Source organism: Erythrobacter donghaensis (assembly GCF_001557325.1).
In the GTDB taxonomy this organism is placed as follows: domain Bacteria; phylum Pseudomonadota; class Alphaproteobacteria; order Sphingomonadales; family Sphingomonadaceae; genus Erythrobacter; species Erythrobacter donghaensis_B.
On sequence record NZ_LSJS01000120.1, the window covers coordinates 1 to 16,929 of the forward strand.

29 protein-coding genes are annotated in these 16,929 nt (G+C 67.7%); 7 read left to right on the top strand and 22 right to left on the bottom strand.

The annotated features are described in order from the left end of the window. Positions 1 to 82: 82 nt before the first annotated feature. From grxD to leuC, 8 genes are all read right to left on the bottom strand, one after another. Positions 83 to 409: a Grx4 family monothiol glutaredoxin gene (gene grxD / locus AX692_RS06390; protein WP_073973562.1), complete on the bottom strand. Its 327-nt coding sequence runs from the start codon at positions 407 to 409 to the stop codon at positions 83 to 85. 38 nt (positions 410 to 447) lie between these two features. Then, positions 448 to 681 (bottom strand): BolA/IbaG family iron-sulfur metabolism protein, encoded by a 234-nt coding sequence (locus tag AX692_RS06395; protein WP_073973561.1) that lies wholly within the window; start codon positions 679 to 681, stop codon positions 448 to 450. A gap of 4 nt (positions 682 to 685) precedes the next feature. Continuing rightward, entirely contained in the window at positions 686 to 1,009 is a 324-nt protein-coding gene (locus AX692_RS06400; RefSeq protein ID WP_073973560.1) for a DUF1476 domain-containing protein, read from the bottom strand. A gap of 89 nt (positions 1,010 to 1,098) precedes the next feature. Further along, positions 1,099 to 2,097 (bottom strand): NADPH:quinone oxidoreductase family protein, encoded by a 999-nt coding sequence (locus AX692_RS06405; RefSeq protein ID WP_073973559.1) that lies wholly within the window; start codon positions 2,095 to 2,097, stop codon positions 1,099 to 1,101. 29 nt (positions 2,098 to 2,126) lie between these two features. Further along, positions 2,127 to 2,726, bottom strand: coding sequence for a 3-isopropylmalate dehydratase small subunit (gene leuD / locus AX692_RS06410; protein ID WP_073973558.1), 600 nt, complete (start codon positions 2,724 to 2,726; stop codon positions 2,127 to 2,129). A 9-nt stretch (positions 2,727 to 2,735) separates the two neighbouring features. Next, a complete protein-coding gene (locus AX692_RS06415) occupies positions 2,736 to 2,918 on the bottom strand; it encodes an isopropylmalate isomerase (protein ID WP_073973557.1) in 183 nt (60 codons plus the stop codon). A gap of 45 nt (positions 2,919 to 2,963) precedes the next feature. Beyond that, positions 2,964 to 3,530 carry a DUF2199 domain-containing protein gene (locus AX692_RS06420; protein ID WP_073973556.1) on the bottom strand — a complete coding sequence of 189 codons (567 nt, stop codon included), beginning with the start codon at positions 3,528 to 3,530 and terminating at the stop codon, positions 2,964 to 2,966. After that, the gene (gene leuC / locus AX692_RS06425) at positions 3,530 to 4,960 is read right to left on the bottom strand and encodes a 3-isopropylmalate dehydratase large subunit (protein ID WP_073973564.1); all 1,431 of its coding nucleotides are present in this window, start codon (positions 4,958 to 4,960) and stop codon (positions 3,530 to 3,532) included. The genes AX692_RS06420 and leuC overlap by 1 nt, the downstream gene beginning before the upstream one ends. Positions 4,961 to 5,103: 143 nt before the next feature. Here leuC and AX692_RS06430 point away from each other — a divergent pair, with 143 nt between their 5' ends. From AX692_RS06430 to AX692_RS06440, 3 genes are all read left to right on the top strand, one after another. Beyond that, entirely contained in the window at positions 5,104 to 5,520 is a 417-nt protein-coding gene (locus tag AX692_RS06430; protein WP_073973555.1) for an acyl-CoA thioesterase, read from the top strand. A gap of 323 nt (positions 5,521 to 5,843) precedes the next feature. Further along, on the top strand, positions 5,844 to 6,953 hold the full coding sequence (locus AX692_RS06435) for a S8 family serine peptidase (RefSeq protein WP_081095180.1): 1,110 nt from the start codon (positions 5,844 to 5,846) through the stop codon (positions 6,951 to 6,953). Positions 6,954 to 7,009: 56 nt separating this feature from the next. Next, positions 7,010 to 7,678 carry an HAD family hydrolase gene (locus AX692_RS06440; protein WP_073977139.1) on the top strand — a complete coding sequence of 223 codons (669 nt, stop codon included), beginning with the start codon at positions 7,010 to 7,012 and terminating at the stop codon, positions 7,676 to 7,678. Here AX692_RS06440 and AX692_RS06445 read toward each other — a convergent pair. After that, the gene (locus AX692_RS06445) at positions 7,675 to 8,676 is read right to left on the bottom strand and encodes an SDR family oxidoreductase (RefSeq protein ID WP_073975903.1); all 1,002 of its coding nucleotides are present in this window, start codon (positions 8,674 to 8,676) and stop codon (positions 7,675 to 7,677) included. The two genes, AX692_RS06440 and AX692_RS06445, sit on opposite strands and share 4 nt — an antisense overlap. Before the next feature lie 222 nt (positions 8,677 to 8,898). Between AX692_RS06445 and AX692_RS06450 the strand changes: the two genes are divergently transcribed. Beyond that, complete coding sequence (locus AX692_RS06450; protein WP_230961041.1) at positions 8,899 to 9,666, top strand: fatty acid desaturase; 768 nt, start codon at positions 8,899 to 8,901, stop codon at positions 9,664 to 9,666. Further along, complete coding sequence (locus AX692_RS06455) at positions 9,663 to 10,193, top strand: sterol desaturase family protein (protein WP_073975904.1); 531 nt, start codon at positions 9,663 to 9,665, stop codon at positions 10,191 to 10,193. The genes AX692_RS06450 and AX692_RS06455 overlap by 4 nt, the downstream gene beginning before the upstream one ends. 7 nt (positions 10,194 to 10,200) lie before the next feature. On the opposite strand, the gene AX692_RS06460 is transcribed toward AX692_RS06455, so the two are convergent. The 13 genes from AX692_RS06460 to AX692_RS20040 form a co-directional block, all read right to left on the bottom strand. Beyond that, positions 10,201 to 10,578: a VOC family protein gene (locus AX692_RS06460; RefSeq protein ID WP_073975905.1), complete on the bottom strand. Its 378-nt coding sequence runs from the start codon at positions 10,576 to 10,578 to the stop codon at positions 10,201 to 10,203. Between the two features lie 85 nt (positions 10,579 to 10,663). Continuing rightward, positions 10,664 to 11,074, bottom strand: a complete 411-nt coding sequence (locus tag AX692_RS06465; RefSeq protein ID WP_073975906.1) for a SufE family protein — start codon at positions 11,072 to 11,074, stop codon at positions 10,664 to 10,666. A gap of 43 nt (positions 11,075 to 11,117) precedes the next feature. Beyond that, positions 11,118 to 11,294 (bottom strand): hypothetical protein, encoded by a 177-nt coding sequence (locus AX692_RS20035; RefSeq protein WP_196490072.1) that lies wholly within the window; start codon positions 11,292 to 11,294, stop codon positions 11,118 to 11,120. After that, positions 11,291 to 11,542 carry a hypothetical protein gene (locus tag AX692_RS06470; RefSeq protein WP_081095181.1) on the bottom strand — a complete coding sequence of 84 codons (252 nt, stop codon included), beginning with the start codon at positions 11,540 to 11,542 and terminating at the stop codon, positions 11,291 to 11,293. The genes AX692_RS20035 and AX692_RS06470 overlap by 4 nt, the downstream gene beginning before the upstream one ends. After that, positions 11,539 to 11,853, bottom strand: coding sequence for a hypothetical protein (locus AX692_RS06475; RefSeq protein ID WP_073975908.1), 315 nt, complete (start codon positions 11,851 to 11,853; stop codon positions 11,539 to 11,541). Before AX692_RS06475 ends, AX692_RS06470 begins: the two co-directional genes overlap by 4 nt. Next, on the bottom strand, positions 11,853 to 12,152 hold the full coding sequence (locus AX692_RS06480) for a hypothetical protein (RefSeq protein WP_073975909.1): 300 nt from the start codon (positions 12,150 to 12,152) through the stop codon (positions 11,853 to 11,855). Before AX692_RS06480 ends, AX692_RS06475 begins: the two co-directional genes overlap by 1 nt. Beyond that, on the bottom strand, positions 12,152 to 12,424 hold the full coding sequence (locus AX692_RS06485; protein ID WP_073975910.1) for a hypothetical protein: 273 nt from the start codon (positions 12,422 to 12,424) through the stop codon (positions 12,152 to 12,154). Before AX692_RS06485 ends, AX692_RS06480 begins: the two co-directional genes overlap by 1 nt. After that, complete coding sequence (locus AX692_RS06490) at positions 12,424 to 12,780, bottom strand: hypothetical protein (RefSeq protein ID WP_073975911.1); 357 nt, start codon at positions 12,778 to 12,780, stop codon at positions 12,424 to 12,426. Before AX692_RS06490 ends, AX692_RS06485 begins: the two co-directional genes overlap by 1 nt. Next, positions 12,780 to 13,094: a hypothetical protein gene (locus AX692_RS06495; protein ID WP_073975912.1), complete on the bottom strand. Its 315-nt coding sequence runs from the start codon at positions 13,092 to 13,094 to the stop codon at positions 12,780 to 12,782. The genes AX692_RS06490 and AX692_RS06495 overlap by 1 nt, the downstream gene beginning before the upstream one ends. Positions 13,095 to 13,124: 30 nt before the next feature. Next, positions 13,125 to 13,502, bottom strand: a complete 378-nt coding sequence (gene pspC, locus AX692_RS06500) for an envelope stress response membrane protein PspC (RefSeq protein WP_073975913.1) — start codon at positions 13,500 to 13,502, stop codon at positions 13,125 to 13,127. Beyond that, a complete protein-coding gene (gene pspB / locus AX692_RS06505) occupies positions 13,499 to 13,810 on the bottom strand; it encodes an envelope stress response membrane protein PspB (protein WP_073975914.1) in 312 nt (103 codons plus the stop codon). Before pspB ends, pspC begins: the two co-directional genes overlap by 4 nt. 3 nt (positions 13,811 to 13,813) lie before the next feature. Next, positions 13,814 to 14,638 carry a phage shock protein PspA gene (gene pspA, locus AX692_RS06510; RefSeq protein WP_196490075.1) on the bottom strand — a complete coding sequence of 275 codons (825 nt, stop codon included), beginning with the start codon at positions 14,636 to 14,638 and terminating at the stop codon, positions 13,814 to 13,816. A gap of 148 nt (positions 14,639 to 14,786) precedes the next feature. After that, the gene (locus AX692_RS20040) at positions 14,787 to 14,960 is read right to left on the bottom strand and encodes a hypothetical protein (protein WP_196490073.1); all 174 of its coding nucleotides are present in this window, start codon (positions 14,958 to 14,960) and stop codon (positions 14,787 to 14,789) included. A gap of 158 nt (positions 14,961 to 15,118) precedes the next feature. Between AX692_RS20040 and pspF the strand changes: the two genes are divergently transcribed. Together pspF and AX692_RS06520 are read left to right on the top strand one after the other, a co-directional pair. Beyond that, positions 15,119 to 16,171 carry a phage shock protein operon transcriptional activator gene (gene pspF / locus AX692_RS06515; RefSeq protein WP_073975915.1) on the top strand — a complete coding sequence of 351 codons (1,053 nt, stop codon included), beginning with the start codon at positions 15,119 to 15,121 and terminating at the stop codon, positions 16,169 to 16,171. 237 nt (positions 16,172 to 16,408) lie between these two features. Then, positions 16,409 to 16,831, top strand: coding sequence for a PilZ domain-containing protein (locus tag AX692_RS06520; RefSeq protein WP_073975916.1), 423 nt, complete (start codon positions 16,409 to 16,411; stop codon positions 16,829 to 16,831). The last annotated feature ends 98 nt before the right edge of the window (positions 16,832 to 16,929 follow it).

A 16,929-nucleotide genomic window follows, 5' to 3' on the forward strand; every position in this document is an offset into this window, starting at 1 on the left:
GGCCGAACGGCCGCCCGCAGGCGCCCGGAGCACAGCGGAGGAACAGCGCCGAGGAGGCACCCGCGGAGGCGGGTGCGCAAAATCAGGCAGTCTTCACGCCCTGCTCATTCAGCAGCTGCTGCAGTTCCCCCGCCTCGAACATCTCCATCATGATGTCGCTGCCGCCGACGAATTCGCCCTTGACGTAGAGCTGCGGGATCGTCGGCCAGTCGGAAAAGCTCTTGATGCCCTGGCGGATTTCCATGTCCTGCAGCACGTCGACGCTCTCATAGGCGACGCCGCAGTGGTCGAGGATCGCCACCGCGCGGCTCGAGAAGCCGCATTGCGGGAACAGCGGCGTGCCCTTCATGAACAGCACCACATCGTTGCTGGTGACGAGATCGGAGATGCGCGCGTTGACGTCGGACATGGGGTGTGCGGCCTTGGCAGGTGGTGGGTGGATGAAGCCTACTTGGGAACAACCGTGGTGACTTGCAAGGCGTGCAGCACGCCGCCCATCCGCCCGCCGAGCGCATTGTAGACCAGCTTGTGCTGCGCCACGCGGCTGAGACCGGCGAATTGCGGAGCGGTGACGGTCGCCGCCCAGTGGTCGTCGTCGCCCGCAAGGTCGCGCAGTTCGACCACCGCGCCGGGGAGCGCGGCGGTGATCGCCTCGGTGATCTCGCGTGCGGACATGGGCATGGTATCAGACCTCGCCGAGCAGCTGGCGGCGCGCCTCGATCGCCAGTTCGTTGAGCTTCGCGCGGATATCGGCTTCCGCGATGTCGATCTGCGCGCCCGTCAGGTCGCCCAGGAGCTTGCGCACCACGTCCTCGTCGCCGGCTTCCTCGAACTCGGCCTGCACCACCGCCTTGCGGTAGGCGTCGGTCTCTTCGGGGGTGAGGCTCATCAGCCCCGCCGCCCATTCGCCGAGCAGACGGTTGCGGCGGGCGAGGATGCGGAAGGCGGTCTCCCCCTCGAGCGCGAAATGGGCTTCCTCGGCGCGTTCGCGATCCCTGAAATCGGTCATGTTCGTGTTGTCCCTCGGGTGACGATCCGAGGGCAGCGATAGAGCGGGCGGGCCGCGCCTTCAAGCGCCAACCGGCCCGCTCCGGAACATCAATCCATCGTCACCACGAGCTTGCCCACCGCCTCGCGCGCCTCGAGCTTGGCGATGGCATCGCCGGCGCGGGCGAGGGGGAAGGTTTCGCTTACCAGCGGGTCGATCTTGCCGGCCGCCATCAGGTCGAACAGCTCCATCACCTGCGCGTGGAAGCCCTTGGGGTCGCGCGCGGTGAAGGCGCCCCAGAACACGCCGCAGATGTCGCAGGACTTCAGCAGGGTGAGGTTGAGCGGCATCTTGGCGATTCCGGCGGGGAAGCCGACCACCAGGAAGCGGCCTTCCCAGGCGATGGCGCGCAGCGCGGGCTCGGAATATTGCCCGCCGACGATGTCGTAGACGATGTTCGCGCCTTCCGGCCCGCACGCCTTCTTGAAGGCATCGGCGAGCGCCTTTGAGGCATCCTTGTCCATCGCCTCGCGGGGGTAGATGACCACCTCGTCCGCCCCGGCCTTGCGCGCGACCTCGCCCTTTGCCTCGGAGGAGACCGCGGCGACCACACGCGCGCCAAAGGCCTTGGCGAGTTCGATCGCCGAGAGGCCCACGCCGCCCGCCGCGCCGAGGATCAGCACGGTGTCGCCCGCCTTGATGTGTCCGCGGTCCTTGAGGCCGTGGATGGTGGTGCCGTAGGTCATCAGCAACGAGGCGGCCTTCTCGAAGGGCACGCCGTCGGGCACCTTGAACATGCGGCCGGCGGGCACCACGACCTTCTCGGCGAGGCCCCCATTGCCGATCCCGGCGAGCACGCGGTCACCCACCGCAAAGCCCTCGACACCTTCGCCGAGCGCCTCGATCACGCCGGAAATCTCGCCGCCGGGCGAGAAGGGGCGGGCGGGCTTGAACTGGTACATGTCGCGGATGATGAGGCCGTCGGGATAGTTGATCGCGCAGGCCTTGACCGCGACCAGCACTTCGCCCTTGCCGGGGGCGGGGGTTTCGACCTCGTCCAAGGTCAGGGTCTCGGGCCCGCCGGTCTGGTGGGTGCGAATGGCTTTCATCGGTAGTCCTCTCCCTGTTTGTTCGTGTGTCAGGCGGCAGTGCCGCGCATCAGCCACGGCTGGGCCGCGGTGCGCGCCGCCTCGAACCCGCCGATCGCCTCGCCCCGCGCCATCGTCAGCCCGACCTCGTCGAGGCCGTTCATGAGGCAGTGCTTGCGGAACGGATCGATCTCGAAGGCGAAGCGGTCCTGATAGGGGGTGGTGACGGTCTGCGCTTCGAGATCGACGGTGATCTCTAGCCCCTCGCGCGCCACTTCCAGCAGCCGGTCGACCGCATCCTGCGGCAGCACCACGGGCAGGATGCCGTTCTTGACCGCATTGCCCGAATGGATGTCGGAAAAGCTCGGCGCGATCACCACGCGGATGCCAAGGTCGAGCATCGCCCAGGCGGCGTGCTCGCGGCTGGAGCCGCAGCCGTAATTGTCGCCCGCGATCAGGATCGGCGCGCCCTGATAGGCGGGATCGTCGAAGACATTGCCCGGTTCCGCGCGCAGCACCTCGAACGCGCCCGCGCCGAGGCGTTCGCGGCTGATGGTCTTCAGCCACCTGGCCGGGATGATGATGTCGGTGTCGACATTCTTGAGGCCGAGCGGAATGGCGCGGCCTTCGACGCGGGTGAGGGGCTGCATCGGGGGGCCTCAGTCGGTCTCGGGCGGCTCGCCCGAAGGAATCGGGCCGGGCTGGGTCGGCTCGTTCGGCTTCTTCTTGCGCTTGCTGGCATAGAGCAGCGCTGCGGCCACGGCCGCCGATCCGATGGCGCCCGCTGCGGCAATCGCGGCGGTGCGGGCGGTGTTCGATTTCTTGGGGGTTTCGTCGGTCATGGATATTCCATGCGCCTCGTGGGCAAGGGTTTCAAGGGGCTGGGGTCACACTCCGCCGTGTCCGTGCAACTTGTAATACCGCATGACCTCGTCTGGCGAGATGCCATCGCGTTGGGCGACGGCAAGCGGATGGTCTTCTTCGACGACGAAAAGCATGGGCCTCTGGCGCCCGGCAACCGGCTGCATCTGGCAGGCAAGCGGCTTGGTCAGGTCGAAGGGACGCAGCGAGTTGCACAGCCAGCTGAAGAACGGTGCTTCGGGAGGTATCGTCCCCGCATCGAAATGGTCGATGTAGTGATCGAAGTTTTCGCGCTTGAGCGTGCCCCAGCAGCCGAACGCGAAATCGTGATCCATTCCGTGGACCGGTATGGGCAGCACGCAGCGCACGAAGAATGTCGATCCGCCCATCACGCAGAAGTCGTCGCTCAGGAAGTCGCCATCCATCCGCAGGTCGGCATTCGGTTCGTAGTCCCTCGCGTAAGGCCATGGGTCTGGCGAAAGCGGAGAAAGATCGAACATCCCGGAATGGTGTGTACCGCAATTGCTGCATTGCCATTCACCGCGCAGCTTCTCGGCGGCGCTTTGCTCCTTGCGTCCGAACGGCCAGCGCATCAGACGAGTTCGCGCACGTCGGCGAGCCGCCCTGCCACCGCCGCCGCCGCGGCCATCGCGGGGGAGACGAGGTGCGTGCGCGCGCCCGGGCCCTGTCTCCCCACGAAATTGCGGTTGCTGGTCGAGGCGCAGCGCTCGCCCGGCGGGACCTTGTCGGGGTTCATCCCGAGGCATGCCGAGCAGCCCGGCTCGCGCCATTCGAAGCCGGCTTGGGTGAAGATCCGGTCGAGCCCCTCCTCCTCGGCCTGTGCCTTCACGAGGCCCGATCCGGGGACGACGATCGCCCAGCGCACATTGTCGGCCTTGCGGCGGCCCTTGAGGATCGCGGCGGCGGCGCGCAGGTCCTCGATGCGGCTGTTGGTGCAGGAGCCGATGAAGACGTTCTCGATGCTGACCTCGGTCATCGGGGTGCCGGGGGTGAGGCCCATGTAGTCGAGCGATTTCTGCGCGGCGAGGCGTTTGCTCTCGTCGGCGAAGTCTTCGGGCGAGGGCACCCGGCCGCCGATCGGCACGACGTCCTCGGGGCTGGTGCCCCAGGTGACGCTGGGCTCGACAGCGGCGGCGTCGATCACGACCGACTTGGCGAAGACCGCGCCATCATCCGTATGCAGCGTGCGCCAATAGGCCACCGCCGCGTCCCATTCCGCGCCCTTTGGGGCCATCGGGCGGCCCTTCAGATAGGCGAAGGTCACGTCGTCCGGCGCGATCAGGCCGGCACGTGCGCCGGCCTCGATGCTCATGTTGCAGACCGTGAGGCGCTCCTCGAGCGTCATGCGCTCGAACACCTTGCCGCGATATTCGATCACGAAGCCCGACCCGCCCGCCGCGCCGATCCGGCCGATGATGTGGAGGATCAGGTCCTTGGCGCTCACCCCGGGGCCGAGGTCGCCCTCCACCCGCACTTCCATCGGCCTCGATTGCTGGAGCAGCAGCGTCTGGGTCGCCAGCACATGCTCGACCTCGCTCGTCCCGATGCCGAAGGCGAGGGCCCCCAGGCCCCCGTGACAGGCGGTGTGCGAATCCCCGCAGACGATGGTGGTGCCGGGCAGCGAGAAGCCCTGTTCGGGCCCCACCACATGCACGATCCCCTGCTCCTTCGCGGTCGCGGGGATGTAGCGGATGCCGAAGGCGGGGGCGTTGACCTCGAGCGCGGCAAGCTGCGCGGCGCTTTCGGGATCGAGGATGGGCAGCGGACGGCCGCCCGCATCCACCCGCGCCGTGGTCGGCAGGTTGTGATCGGGCACGGCCAGCGTCAGTTCGGGCCGGCGCACCGGGCGCCCCGCGATCCTCAGCGCCTCGAAGGCCTGCGGGCTCGTTACCTCGTGCACCAGATGGCGGTCGATATAGATCAGCGCCGTGCCATCGTCGCGCGTCTCGACGACATGCGCGTCCCAGATCTTCTCGTAGAGCGTGCGGGGGCGGCTGGCCATGATCGGTTCCATCGGTTGAAGGGCGTGAGGGGTGACCCGAAACCGGACGCCCATAATCCTGTTCCACGAGCCGTGGCAAGATTACGGCAATTTACCCGTCCGGGCAGGTGGAATTTGTCATATACTTGCGCTAGTTTACAATTATGTCAGCAACCGAATCCCCAGCGCGCCCGTTCTTTCACCCGATCACCGTGGCGGCCGAAGACATCGACTTCATGGGTCATGTCAACAACGCGCGCTACCTGGGCTGGGTGCAGGATGCGGTGCTGGCGCATTGGCGCGGCATCGCCCCCGCCGAGGACGTGGCGAGCAAGGCGTGGGTCGCGCTGAAGCACGAGATCACCTACCGCAAGCCCGCCTTCCTCGAAGATACGGTGATCGCGCAGACCGTGCTCGAACGCTTCAACGGCGCGCGCGCCTTCTATTCGACGCTGATCAAGCGCGGCGAAGATGTGCTCGCCGAGGTGCAATCCTCGTGGTGCTGCATCGATGCCGAAACCCTGCGCCCGGCGCGCATCGGCGAGCATCTGCGCGCCTTCTTCTTTCCCCAGGGCGAATGACGGGAGAGGCGCCCCCGGCGCTCCGAGAAGGCGCGGCGGGGGACACGGCACGGCAATACTCCCGGGCAGCCAGCCCGACGGCACCGCGACCGGTGCGCGCACCCCGCAGAAGCTGACCCGGGCCATCCCGTCCCGGAGCCGCCGCAGCTTCCCGAATTCCCGCCGCACAAGCCCGGCTCCGGGGGCGGGCGCATCCTATTCAAAAATTACGGTAAATCTGCGTAGAGGATAACTTTTTCTCGCATCCATCCCCCAGGATTGTTAGGTTCCACCCTTCGCGCTCATGAGAGGAGAGCGCGTCAACCTAACGGGGGTTATCAGACATGATCAAAGCAGGGTCCTTTGCCATTCTCGCCGGGCTGCCGCTGGTGGCGCTCGCCGCGCCCGCCAGCGCGCAGAAGGCCGGCGACAAGATCGCCGACAGCTATATCTGCGTGCTCGACGCGAGCGTGTCGGCCGCGCGCGTGCCCGAGCATGCCAATGCCGCCGCGCAGGAGGCCACCGGCCAGATCGGCCATACCTACACCAAGGCCCTTAAGGGCTTCTCGATCCGCGCCTCGGCACAGGGCCTCGCCAAGATGCGCGAGAAAAATCCTTCGATCGCCTATTGCGAGCAGGATCAGGTCGTCACCATCGCCCAGAGGAAGCCCGGCGGCGGCGGCACCACCCAGCCGGCGCAAACCGTTCCCTGGGGCGTGGCCCGCGTGCGCGGAGGGGCTGCCGGGACCTTCGCAACCGCTTGGGTGATCGACAGCGGGATTGATCTCGATCATCCCGATCTCAACGTCGACGTCGCCCGCTCGCGCAGCTTCATCAGGGATACGTCGCCGGAGGACGGGGACGGTCACGGCACGCACGTGGCCGGCACGATTGCCGCGATCAACAACACTATCGGCGTCGTCGGCGTGGCGCCGGGTGCGCCCGTCGTGGCAGTGCGCGTGCTCGACCGGCGCGGTTCGGGTACCACCTCCGGCGTCATCGCCGGTGTCGACTATGTCGCGGCCAACGGGCGCTCGGGTGATGTCGCCAACATGAGCCTTGGCGGCGGCGTCAGCTCGGCGCTGGATACCGCGGTGCTGAACGCTGCAGCGACCGGCGTGCGCTTCGTCATCGCGGCAGGAAACAGCGCGACCAGCGCCACCACCACCTCGCCCGCGCGTGTCAACGGGCCGAATGTCTACACCGTCTCCTCCTTCGCCAATGGCGATGTCTGGTCGAGCTTCTCGAACTTCGGGAACCCGCCGGTCGATTTCGCGGAGCCCGGCACGGCGGTCAATTCGACCTCGCTGAACGGCGGATATGCCGTCATGTCAGGCACCTCCATGGCCGCGCCGCACCTGTCGGGCATCCTGCTTCAGGGTGCGGTCGGCAACGGCGGCAACGTGAGCGGCGATCCGGATGGCAATCCCGACACGATCGGCATCGTCAACTGACGCTCCGGGCGGGCGGCGTTCCTCCGGAGCGTCGTCCGCCGCATTCTTCTTCCGCGATGCACCGACACGCCGCCGTCATCTTCGATTTCGACGGCGTGATCGCCGATAGCGAGATGCTCGCCAACGCCGTTCTGGCCGAGGAGCTGACCGCGCTCGGCCTGCCGACGAGCCTCGAGGAATCCTACGCGCGCTATGTCGGCACGCGCTGGGCAGAGATGATCGCGCTGATCGAGGCGGGGCTCGGCCATGCGCTGCCGCCCGGCTGGGACGAGCGGCTGTCGGCGCGGATGACGGCACGTTTCCGCCGCGATCTGGCCGAGGTGCCGGGGGCCGGGGACTTCATCCGCGCGCTGGGAGAAATGCCGCGCGCCATCGCCTCATCGAGCTCTCCCGCGCGGCTTGCGCAGTGCCTCGAGGTGCTGGGGCTTGCCCCGGCGTTCGGCCCGCATGTGTTCAGCGCCGAGCTCGTCGCGAACGGCAAGCCCGCGCCCGACATCTACCTGCTCGCCGCCGAGCGGCTCGCGGTCGCGCCCGAGGCATGTCTGGTGATCGAGGATAGTCCTTCCGGGGTGCAGGCGGCCAAGGCGGCAGGAATGGAGGTGGTCGGGCTCCTCGCCGGCGCGCATATCCGGCCCGGCCACGATGCGCGGCTGCGCGCGGCGGGTGCCGATCATCTCGCGGCGAGCTGGGGTGCGGTCGCGCGCCTCGTGCGCGCGCAGCGCTAGCGCCGGCGCAGCGCCGCAGCCAGCGCGCCGGCCGCGCCGGCGGCGATCACCGCCCCGGCCAGTGCCGCCGCCGGCTTCCTGCGCGCGAAGGTGTAGAGGCTGGTCTGCCGCATCGGCAGGACGCCGTAGACCTTGCCCTCGCCCCCGCCGCTGTGGAAGCCCTTGACGCTGCTGTCCTGCGGCGGCTTGTCCTTGTCGATCGCGGTGCTGAAGAAGGCGTACTGGAACACCCGGTCGGCGAGATTGGGGAGCGCCCGTGCCAGCAGCGTCATCGCCCGCCCGCCGCCGCCAACGATCATGTCGCGGGTGGGGCGGGTCGCGGCATGGAGGATCGCCTCGGCGACCAGATCGGGCGAATAGATCGGCGGCGGGATCATCGCGCGCGCCTTCATCTGGTTCAGCGCCTTGTCGACGAAGGGCGTGTTGATGCCGGAGGGCTGGATCAGGCTCACGCTGACCGGTGCCTTCTCGTGCATCAGTTCGAGCCTCAGGGAATCGACATAGCCCTTCACCGCATGCTTGCTCGCCGCATAGGCAGACAGGACCGGCGAGGGCATGTCCGAGGCGATCGAGCCGGTGACGATCAGCGCGCCGCCGTGCGCCTTGAGATGCGGCAGCGCCTCGGTCGCGCAGTGGACCGTGCCCCAGTAGTTCGTCGCGAACACCTGGCGGTGGTCGGTGTCGGAGATCTCTTCGAGCAGCGCATAGGCGCCCACACCCGCATTGCTGACGAAGGTGTCGAACCCGCCGTGGCGGCCGATGACCTCCTCGACGGCGGCGGCGACATCCTCGCGGCTGCCAACGTCCGCGACGATCGTGTCGCAGCGCCAGCCCTCGGCGCGGATCGGCGCGGCGGCGGCCTCGAGCCCGTCCTCGCTGCGCGCGATGATCACGACATTGGCCCCGCGCTCGGCGGCAAGGCGCGCGGTTGCCAGCCCGATCCCCGACGAGCCGCCGGTGATGACGATGGTCTGCTGATCGAGCGGTCTCAGTTTCATCGCGCATGGTCTCCGGCCGGGGAAGGGGAGCGCGGAGCAGAGGCTCAAACCGGCAGGGCGGCCCTAACCTCGTTGAGGCCCGCCCGCCCCCGTCGCAGCCTCGCCACCGGGCGGCGCAACCGGCCGCGATGCAAACGCAATTGCCGTTTGCCGCGCGCCCTCTATAGGCATCCTTATGCCAGCCCCGTGCGTATCCCATTGCGGATAAACCCCGCTTTCGCCTTGCCCCCCCACGGCTTCCAGCGCGCCATCGGCCTTGCGCTGGCGCTGGCGATTGCCGGGAGCTGGCTGGCGATCCACGCCTATGCGATGTTCGTGTTCGAACTGACCTGGAGCAACTGGCCGCTCGCGCTGATCATGGCCGGGGTGCAGTGCTGGCTCTCGGTCGGCGTGTTCATCGTCTGCCACGATGCGATGCACGGAACGCTGGTGCCCGGCCATCCCCGGCTCAACGCCGGTATTGGGACGGTATTGCTGGCGCTCTACGCGGGCTTTGGCTGGAAATACCTGCGCGACGCGCATCTCACCCACCACAAGCTGTCGGGTCATGCAGGCGATCCCGATTTCGACGAGCACAACCCGGGCGATTTCTGGCGCTGGTACGCGACCTTCTTCCGCCGCTATTTCGGCTGGCGCTCGATCCTGTTCGTGCACACCGTGGTGGGCATCTACTGGCTGGTGCTGGAGATCCCGATGGTGCAGATCGTGCTCCTCTATGGCCTGCCGGCGCTCGCGTCCTCGCTCCAGCTGTTCTATTTCGGCACCTTCCGCACCCACCGCCACATTCCGGGCGAGACGGCCGGCGGCTTTGCCGATCACCACAATGCCCGGTCGGAAGATTTCGGCACGCTGGTCAGCCTCGCCACATGCTTCCATTTCGGCTATCATCTCGAACACCACCGCCGTCCCGACGTGCCGTGGTGGGCGCTCCCGGACGCGCGCCGGGCCGGGGTGGGCCGTGTCGAGATCGCTGAGAAGGTGCCCGCATGAGCTGGCTCGAGATATTCCTGACCGTCATGTCCTCGCTGATCGGGATGGAGCTGTTCGCCTGGTACGCGCACAAGTACATCATGCACGGCTGGGGCTGGGGCTGGCACCGCGACCACCACGAGCCGCATGACAATGTGCTGGAAAAGAACGACCTGTTCGCGGTGGTCTTCGGCACGATCAACGCCGCGATGTATATCTACGGCTCGCTCTACTGGGACTGGCTGTGGTGGTTCGCGGTCGGGATCACGCTCTACGGGGTGATCTACACGCTCGTGCACGACGGTCTGGTGCACCAGCGCTACTGGAAGTGGGTGCCGCGCAAGGGCTACGCCAAGCGGCTCGTGCAGGCGCACAAGCTCCACCACGCGACGATCGGCAAGGAGGGCGGGGTGAGCTTCGGCTTCGTCTTCGCGCGCGACCCGGCCAAGCTCAAGGCCGAGCTGAAGGCGCAGAAGGAAGCCGGAATCGCCGTGGTGCGCGACAGTGCCGGGGCCGAGGGTTTTGAGACCGTGGGGCGCAACCTCTAGGCCAGCTCTAGCCGAACTGTGTCAGGCTCAGGTTGTTGCCTTCGGGATCGTGGAACCAAGCTATCTTGGTGCCCGACCCGGGATCGGTCCACACGCCCTGCGCGTCCTGGCCAAAGCCTTCATAGATCGCGAAAGCGACCCCCTTGGCGTTCAAATCCGTGATCGCCGCGCCGATGTCGGCAACCTGCCAGCCGAGCACGGTGTGCGGGCCCGCCGCGTGGCCTTCGACCTTGGTGAGGCGCAGCGTGGTGCCCGCCAGATCATAGCTGACAGCGAAGGGGTCTTCCCCGGTTTCGCGGAGGCCCAGCGTCTCGGTGTAGAAGCTGCGCGCCTCGGGCAGATCGGCAGTAAGGACGAAGCAGACGGGCTTGGCAGTGGTGAGCATGGCGGATCTCCCCATCGGGGGCGACTCGCACAACGCCTGTCCCCCGAAGACGAGTTTACGGCATAGGGCCCCGTGCGCCAGATGGTCAGCCAGCCGCCAGCCGTGCGGCGTGTTCCTTCACCAGCGCGATCATGTTCGGCACCCCCTGGGTGCGGTTGCTCGACAGCTGGTTTTTCAGATCGAACGGTGCGAGCGCGCCCATCACGTCCATCGCGGCGACCTCGGCGGCGGGCCTGTCCTGCACCGCTGCGATCACCAGCGCGACGATGCCCTTGGTGATCGCTGCGTTGCTGTCGGCGAGGAAGTGCAGCTTGTCCGCGTCCGTCCCGGCAGGGTAGACCCATACCGCCGCCGAGCATCCCCGCACCAGCGTCGCATCGGTCTTCAGTGCCTCGGGCATGGGCTCTAGGCTGCGGCCGAGCTCGATCAGCAGGCCATACCGCTCGTCGCCTTCGAGGAATTCGTACTCTTCGAGAATGTCGGACAGGGTGCGCATGCGGCCGCGTTACTGAGGGCCGGCGCGAAACGGAAGGGGCGATTTAGCCGCCGATCCCGCCGGGACGGGTCAGCGCGTAATAGATCACGTAGAACCAGCTGAGGAAGCCGTGGATCGCGGCCCAGATGATCGACTGGTGGAGGCTCCAGCTGATCGCCACGGCGATGGCGCTGCCGAGGCCGATGCCGGCCTGTGCCGCGGTGGTGCGCGGGCCGCTCACAGTTCGACCCCGCTGGCGATCGCTTCGAGCTTGCGGATGCGCTCCTTGAGGTCGGCCAGCTCGATGCGCGCGGTGCCGAGCCCCGAGCCTTCCTCGGCGCCGCGCGCCACCGGCACGCGGTCAAGCTCGGAGCGCTTGAGATCGAGCCAGCCCTGCCAGGCGCGCAGGGCCGCGCCCGCGAGCACGATCACCGCCACGAGCAGCCCCGCGGTCAGCACCAGCGTGGGATCGAGAAGAACGCTCATCATTGGTCCGGTTCCTCCTTCTTGGCTGCCGGCGATGCCCGCAGCGCTTCGATTTCGGCAGCGATCCGCGCCTGTTCGCGTGCTTCGCCGCTGTTGGTGTCGGTGGCGATCCGCTCGAGCACCTTGACCCGTTCGCGCAGGGCCTCGAGCTCGCGGCGGGCGGCCTCGAGTTCGTCCTTGCCGCCCGCCTCCTCGGGCCTGGCGAGCTTCTCGTTGCCGTACTCGTCGCGGACGATCCCGGCCCTGGCACGCGCGACCTGCACCACGCCCCAGATCAGGATCGCGACCAGGGCAACGATCGCCCAGCTGCTCATTACTGCATCCGTTCCTTGTCGGTGCGGCTATCCGCGGCGATCCGCAGGTCTTCGATCTCCATCGCCAGCTGCTGGCCGCGGTCGGTGGCGATGCGTTCGAGCACCTGCATTCGCGATTCCAGCCGCTCGACCTTGGCGGCATATTCCGCCGCCTTCTGCGCCGAGCGGTCGGCCATCAGTTCGAGCTCCTTCTCGCGGTAGGCGAGCCAGCGCTTGAAGATGTCGCTGCCCACGCCCAGCACCACCGGCACGATCACCACCATGAAGATCAGGGCAAGAAACAAGAGCTCGTCGTCCATCACACGGTCTCCTTGGCGATCCTGAGCGCCTCGATCTCGTCGGCGAGCAGGCTGCCGCGGTCGGTGGCGATGCGTTCGAGCACGCGCAGGCGATCCTCGATCATCTGCTGGCGCTCGGCAATCTCGCGCACCTCGGGGCCCGGTTGGCCAGCCTTGGCCTCGTAACGCAGCCGCTTGCCCTGGATCACCTTGTCGACGATGCCGTTGATGCTGATCCCGGCGATCAGGACGATCGCGACGATGGTCATGGCTATGATTACCATCTCTTCCATCACGCCGCGCCCTTGTCCTTGAGGCCTTCCAGAGCGCGCTCGCGCAGGGCGTCGATCTCTGCGCCGAGGTGATAGCCGCCGTCAGTCACAATCCGCTCGACATTGGCGAGCCGGTCCTTGACCGCGCCCAGTTCGGCGCGCAGCTGCGCGTTTTCCTGGGTCAGGAGCACGATCCGCTCGGCCGACTGCTTGTCAGAACCCGGCTTCAGCGACTGGCCCCACATCCCTTCGAGCGGGTAGCCGTTCTTGATCTTCATCCGCGTCGTCTGGAACGAGGCGGCGATCCCGAGCGCGCCGAGCGTGAAACCGCCGGCGATGATCCAGCCAAGATAGGGGAGAAAGTCGGCAGCCTGCATCACACGCGCTCCTTCTTGTCGATGCCGAGCGGCACGCCCGCGCCCTGTTCATCCACCCGGCGCTGGTCGCGCAACGCCTCGATCTGCGTCGCAATGTCGTAACCGCGGTCGGTGACGATGCGTTCGAGCACCTGGACCCGGTCTTCGAGCCGCTGGATCTGGCCGACATATTGCGCGGCCTTCTCGGCGGTCTGCTCGGCGGCGGCACCGACCTGCATTTCGGCCATCTTCTGCTGGTGCTTGGTCCAGAGGGCGACGATCGGGATCATCAGGGCGATGATCGGGATCATGACGCCCAGTTGTGCTACGTCCATGGTGCTGGTCCCTGTTGCTGGCGTTCTTGCTTAGCGCAGCCGCTCGATCTCGGCGGTCAGGCGCGGGTTGCTGCTGACATAGTGGGCTTCCACTGCGGCCAGGCGCCGGTCGATGTCGCGGAAGCTCGCGCGGATTTCGCGGGCGGTGCGCTTGGGGCTCTGGCGGACGCCCTGCCAGTACTTCTGCTCGTTCTCGTCGCGGTAGAGATAGGGCGGCTTCTTGTTGAGCAGGAAGCCGGCGACGAGGTAGACCAGCAGCGAGGCTCCGCCGGTGGGCCACATCGAGAGGAACGCCATCAGGCGGATCCAGAAGACGTTGACCCCGGTGTAGTCGGCGATCCCCGCGCACACGCCCATCAGCTTGCCGTTGTGCTTGTCGCGGTAAAGGGTGGTGCGGGGGCTGTTCACGCGCGGGTTCCTTTCTTCTCGGCCATCAGCGCTTCGAGTTCGCGCAGTTGCTGGTTGTCCTTCTCCTGATCGGCGATCAGGCGGCGGGCGGGGGTGAAGGCGGGGTCGTCGCTGGCGACCAGCCGCTCGACCGTGTCCATCCGCTCATCGAGACGGCGGGCGAGGTTGTAGAGCTCCTCGAGCAGTACCTCGTCATCGCTGGTGATGGTTGCGGCGGTCTTCCACTTGGTGAGGTAGTGCAGGATCACCCAGGGCAGGCCGATGAACAGCATGCCGACGATCATGATCGGCAGAAAAACGTCTTCCATGGCTTATTCCCCCTTCTCGTCCGATTTGCCGAGCGCCTTCTTCATGGCGGCGAGTTCATCGTCGATCGCGTCCGAACCGGCGAGCGCGGCGATTTCGTCGGCGAGGCTCGGCGGGCCGTCCTCGGCGATGCGCAGCGCGTCGGCGCGGCCTTCGGCGTAATCGACGCGGCGTTCGAGCTGGTCGAAGCGGGCGAGCGCCTCGTCGGTGCGCTCGGTGCTCATGAGCGTGCGCAGCTTGACGCGGTTCTCGGCGCTTTCGAGGCGCGCGGCGATCGCGGTCTGGCGGCTGCGGGCCTCGCGCAGGCGATGCTGGAGCTTGGCGATGTCGGCCTCGTAGGCGCGCAGGGCATCGTCGAGCACGGCGATCTCGGCCTTGAGCTGGTCGGCCATGTCGCCCGCCTTCTTCTTCTCGACGAGGGCGGCACGGGCGAGATCCTCGCGGTCCTTGCTGAGCGCGAGCTGCGCCTTCTCGGCCCAGTCGGCCTGGAGCCGGTCGAGCTTCACGCAGTGGCGGTGCATCTCCTTCTGGTCGGCGATGGTGCGCGCCGCGCTCGCACGGACCTCGATCAGGGTCTCCTCCATCTCGAGGATGATCATGCGGATCATCTTCGACGGGTCATCCGCCTTGTCGAGCATGTCGTTGAAGTTGGCGGCGATGATGTCACGGGTGCGGCTGAAAATGCCCATGAAGGCTACTCCATCGAGAAACGAGTTGACCCGGTCGAGGGGAGCGACTCGCTCCTCTTGCGGCGGGGTGGTGCGGCTGCCGGATTGTGCCTTGCCCGGGTTGCGGCGCAAGGCCTCGATTTCCGCGTCGAGCCGCGACAGGGGGGTGCCGCCCGACAGCAGACGGGGAGGTTGGGCCGGAGCATCGCCGGACAGCGCATCGCGGGTGGGCACCGTGATGCGGTCGGCGTCGGCAGGGGGGACATCCTGCCGGGTGCGCTCCGGCCCGAGGGGGTCATGGTCGCCCACGTCAGGCGATCTCGATCGTGACGCCCGCCGGGGCGAGCGGGGCCGCATTGGCGGCGGTCGGCTGAAGCTGCGAGGACAGCGCGATCATCATCACCATCGCGGCGATGCTGGCCATCGCGGCATGGCCGAGCTTGGTGTTCCAGAAGCTGGCGCTTTGTGCTTTGCGGTCGATCATTGTGGGCCTCCCCAAGTTTGTCCGTGGTCTTGCCGACTGTATTGCACGGGGTGTGCCAAACCGCGCGAATGGCGGAATCGCGCGGTTTTTCGGGTCGGGAGTGGTCAGGGCGTTGGTCTCTATTGCCAAGCATTGGGGAATTTCACTATAGTTTGGACATGAAGCTCGAGAGCCAGTTCATCGGCCAATCCGGGGCCTTCCTCGACGCGGTCGAACGCGCCTCCCGCGCCGCGGCCATGAACCGCCCCGTGCTTGTGATCGGCGAGCGCGGCACGGGCAAGGAACTGATCGCCGAACGCCTTCACCGCCTGTCGAGCCGCTGGGACGAGCCGCTGGTGACGATGAACTGCGCGGCGCTCCCCGAAACCCTGATCGAGGCCGAGCTGTTCGGCCACGAGGCGGGCGCCTTCACCGGCGCCACCAAGTCGCGCGCGGGCCGCTTCGAGGAGGCCGACCGCGGCACGCTGTTCCTCGACGAATTGGGCACGCTGTCGATGGGCGCGCAGGAGCGGCTGCTGCGCGCGGTCGAATATGGCGAGGTCACCCGCATCGGCGCCTCGCGCCCGATCCGGGTCGACGTGCGGATCGTCGCGGCGACCAACGACGACCTTCCCGCGCTCGCAGCCGCGGGCGAGTTCCGCGCCGACCTGCTCGACCGGCTGAGCTTCGAGGTCATCACCCTGCCGCCGCTGCGCGTGCGCGAGGGCGATATCGGCGTGCTCGCCGAGTATTTCGGCCGCCGCATGGCCGCCGAGCTCGATTGGGAGCGCTGGCCGGGCTTCGCGCCGCACGTGATGGAAGCGCTCGAGGATCACCCCTGGCCCGGCAACGTCCGCGAACTGCGCAACGTGGTCGAGCGCGCCGTCTATCGCTGGGCGGCTGACGACATGCCGATCGCGCATGTCCAGTTCGACCCCTTCGACAGCCCCTGGCGCCCGCGTCCGCCCGAGCACCGCCGCTCCGGCGCGGCGCCCGCGGCTTCGGCGTCGGGCGGGTCCGGCGGCCTTGCCGCGCCTTCGCCTGCCGGCGTCAACTTCGACTCGATCGAGGACCTGCGCGCCGCGGTCGACGCGCATGAGCGCGCGATCCTTGCCCACGCGCTGGGCAAGCACCGCTGGAACCAGCGCCAGACCGCCCGCGCGCTCGGCCTCACCTATGACCAGCTGCGCCACTGCATCCGCAAGCACGCGCTGATGGAGGGGCAGGAGTGAGGCGCGGCTGACGGGTGTCGGCTGACAGATTCGGAAGTCCCTTCGATCACTGCGGACCTCCGACATGGGCGGTGGCACCGGTATCCTGCACCGATTTGCCTGGCTGCGTGCGGGCAGCCACGCGGCGCCGCAGCGAACGCGGGGGAGCAACGGGTGGTGGACCCGAAGCCGCGACCTAGGTATTGCCCCTAGGTCGCGCCCGACCGGACGTTGACGACCTGCGGTTAGTCTCGTCCGATGTCGCAAGCGGGGCATCATAGCTTACTGACCCAGGACCACGGGCTGTCGACCATCGGCCGCCGCGCCTCGGCGCGCCTGCGGCTGGCGATTCCGGCGCGCTTCGTCTCGGTCGCCGCCACCCAGGCGTGCATCCTGCTCGACGTCTCGCGCAGCGGCGCGCGGATCGCCCTTGCCCGGCCGGTGCCCTGCCGCCAGTCGGGCTATGTCGCGGTCGGCCTTCTCGAGCTGTTCGGCGTCGTCGTTCGCGAGGAGCGCGCAGGCGCGGACAAGGGCAGGGGCGGGATCAACGCTGTCGCCTTCGACGAGCCGATCAGCGAGGCCGATGTGCTCGCGATCCGCCGCTATGCCGAGGACTTCGAGCTGCGTGAGCGTCATGCCCTGCGCGACCAGGTGCGCCGCTGGGTCGCCGGCGAGTCCTGAGGCTCCTGCCGCGCGAGGGGCTTGCCAAAGCGGGCAAAGCCGACTAGGTGCAGCGCCAATCCCGACATTGTGACAACAAGGTTTGGATGCTGGCGCCC